Raw genomic sequence first — 2,623 nt, 5'->3', positions numbered from 1 at the left:
AATTTTAATAAATATTTTATAATTTATGCGTAAATAAATTATTTAATTATGGAAAATGAGATTAATGTAGAATGGCAGGGAAACATGAATTTCGTATCCAATATAGATGGTTTTCAGATAAATCTGGATGCTAAACATGAAGCAGGTGGAAATAATCAGGGATGTACTCCTAAACCTTTGATGCTTACGGCTTTAGGAGGATGTACAGGCATGGACGTCATTTCTATTTTAAAAAAAATGAAGATCATACCTGCTTATTTTAATGTTAAAGTTAATGGTTTATTGTCTGAAGAATTTCCAAAACATTATATAAAAATCACTTTAATCTATGAATTCAAAGGCAACAATCTGCCTTTTGACAAAATAGAAAAAGCTGTAAAACTTTCCATAGAAAAATACTGTGGTGTTTTAGCAGTATATAAAAAAGCTATGCCGGTTAATTACGAAATAAAAATTAATAAAAATTAATAGGCGTTTGAAAATTGTTTTAAGAATCGTATATCATTTTCAAAGTATAACCTGATATCATTTATTTGATATTTTAACAGGGCTATTCTTTCAATGCCCATACCAAATGCAAATCCGGTATATTTTTGTGGATCTATATGATTGTTCTTCAAGACTGCAGGATCAACCATTCCACAACCCAAAATTTCTAACCAACCCGTATGTTTGCATAAAGCACAACCTTTACCCCCACAGGAACAGGAAATATCCATTTCTGCTGAAGGTTCTGTAAATGGGAAAAATGAAGGTCTTAACCTGATTTTTGTTTCTTTGCCAAACATTTCAACAGCAAAATATAATAAGGTTTGTTTAAGGTCTGCAAACGAAACATCCGTATCTACATATAATCCTTCAACCTGATGAAATATACAATGTGATCTGGATGAAATAGCTTCATTTCTAAATACTCTTCCCGGAGAGATTGTCCTGATTGGAGGCTTTTCGTTTTCCATCACTCTTACCTGTACGGAAGAAGTATGGGTCCTTAAAAGAATATCAGGATTTTTTTCAATAAAAAAAGTATCCTGCATATCCCTTGCTGGATGTTCCGGTGGAAAATTTAAGGCAGTGAAAACATGATAATCGTCTTCTATTTCAGGACCTTCTGATACTGAAAATCCTAATTTTTTAAAAATTTCTATGATTTCATTTCTTACTAATGATATAGGATGCCTGGAACCAATTTCAAAATTTTTTCCGGGAAGGCTAAGATCGGATAATTCAGCTTTTTTATTCTCAAAATCAGTCTTTTCGCTTTTGAGATTTTTGACCTTTTCGCTAACAGTTGTTTTAAGTTCGTTGATTTTTTTACCAAATTCCTTTTTTTCTTCCTTGGAAATTTTTTGAAAATCTGCTAAAATTTCGTTTAAAATACCTTTTTTACCTAAATATTTTATTCTGTATTGCTCTATTTCACTTGAAACAGATGAAGAGAAATTACCGGCTTCTTCAATTATTTTTTGAATATTTTCAAGCATTTCTTTATTTTTTACTTATGGTGCAAAGATATTTATTTTTAAGTTGGTTTTTTTTATGATTCATTAATTTTTAATATATATCGATGTTAGAATGAATAAAAAATTTGGCTTTCTCAATCCCTTTAGTCGGATAAGTTGACTTTTAATATATTTTTGTACTATCTAAGCGTTTAAAGGATCATGTTGAAAAAATTTATATGTTTTTTATTTTTAATTGTTTTTAGCTCTGCAATTTTCGGACAAAAAGTGGCTTTAGTCCTGAGTGGGGGAGGAGCAAAGGGATTAACCCACATCGGAGTAATAAAAGCTTTGGAAGAAAATCATATTCCTATTGATTATATAGCCGGAACTTCCATGGGAGCCATCATTGGTTGCCTCTATGCAATTGGTTATACTACTGATGAAATGGAAAAGTTGGTTTCTTCTCCTGAGTTTCAAATTTGGTCTACTGGAAAAATTCAGGAAAAATATGTGTATTATTTTAAAAAGAAGGATGAAAATGCTTCCTTAATCAATGTAAGATTTACAGGAAAGGATTCTACTGGTGGACCTCGGCCTATCCTTCCAACTAATTTAATCCCTACTCATCAAATGGATTTTGCTTTTTTACAGTTGATGGCTGGTCCTACCGCTGCTTCAAAACGTGATTTCAATCATTTATTTGTTCCTTTTCGTTGTATTGCCTCTGATGTATACGGGAATAAAGCTATGGTTCTTAAAAATGGCGATTTAGGCAGTGCTGTAAGGGCTTCTATGACTTTCCCTTTTTATTTTAAAGCCATTACAATTGATGGGCATTTACTTTTTGATGGAGGAATTTATAATAATTTCCCTTGGGATGTTGTATCCAAAGAATTTAAGCCCGATATTATCATTGGTAGCAAATGTGCCTCAAATTCTGCAAAACCTGATGAAAGCAATATTATTCTTCAATTGGAGAATATGATTATGAACAAAACCAATTATAATTTACCTGATAGTTTAGGAATTTTGATTGAAACAAAATTTACAGATGTAAATCTTCTTGATTTTCAGAAAGCCAATGAGATTATTGCTAAAGGTTATAATGAAACTTATGCTCATATGGATGAAATTAAATCCAGAATTTCAAGACGTATAGATACAGATTCTTTAAATTT

3 protein-coding genes are annotated in these 2,623 nt (G+C 31.1%); 2 read left to right on the top strand and 1 reads right to left on the bottom strand.

The annotated features are described in order from the left end of the window. Positions 1-48 precede the first annotated feature (48 nt). Positions 49-468, top strand: a complete 420-nt coding sequence (locus Q8907_15895) for an OsmC family protein (GenBank protein ID MDP4275751.1) — start codon at positions 49-51, stop codon at positions 466-468. Here Q8907_15895 and pheS read toward each other — a convergent pair. Continuing rightward, positions 465-1,484: a phenylalanine--tRNA ligase subunit alpha gene (gene pheS / locus Q8907_15890; GenBank protein MDP4275750.1), complete on the bottom strand. Its 1,020-nt coding sequence runs from the start codon at positions 1,482-1,484 to the stop codon at positions 465-467. The two genes, Q8907_15895 and pheS, sit on opposite strands and share 4 nt — an antisense overlap. Positions 1,485-1,664: 180 nt before the next feature. On the opposite strand from pheS, the gene Q8907_15885 reads away from it, so the two are divergent. Further along, positions 1,665-2,623, top strand: a 959-nt coding sequence (locus Q8907_15885) for a patatin-like phospholipase family protein (protein MDP4275749.1), incomplete at its 3' end; no start/stop codon positions are given.

The sequence above is a fragment of the Bacteroidota bacterium genome, assembly GCA_030706565.1.
Classification (GTDB): domain Bacteria; phylum Bacteroidota; class Bacteroidia; order Bacteroidales; family JAUZOH01; genus JAUZOH01.
This window is presented reverse-complemented; position numbering and strand designations above follow the sequence as displayed.

What these genes read in the sequence shown, in the direction of transcription:
- pheS (MDP4275750.1), bottom strand. Translation starts at nt 1,484, where the DNA reads ATGCTTGAAAATATTCAAAAAATAATTGAAGAAGCCGGTAATTTCTCT.
- Q8907_15895 (MDP4275751.1), top strand. Translation starts at nt 49, where the DNA reads ATGGAAAATGAGATTAATGTAGAATGGCAGGGAAACATGAATTTCGTA.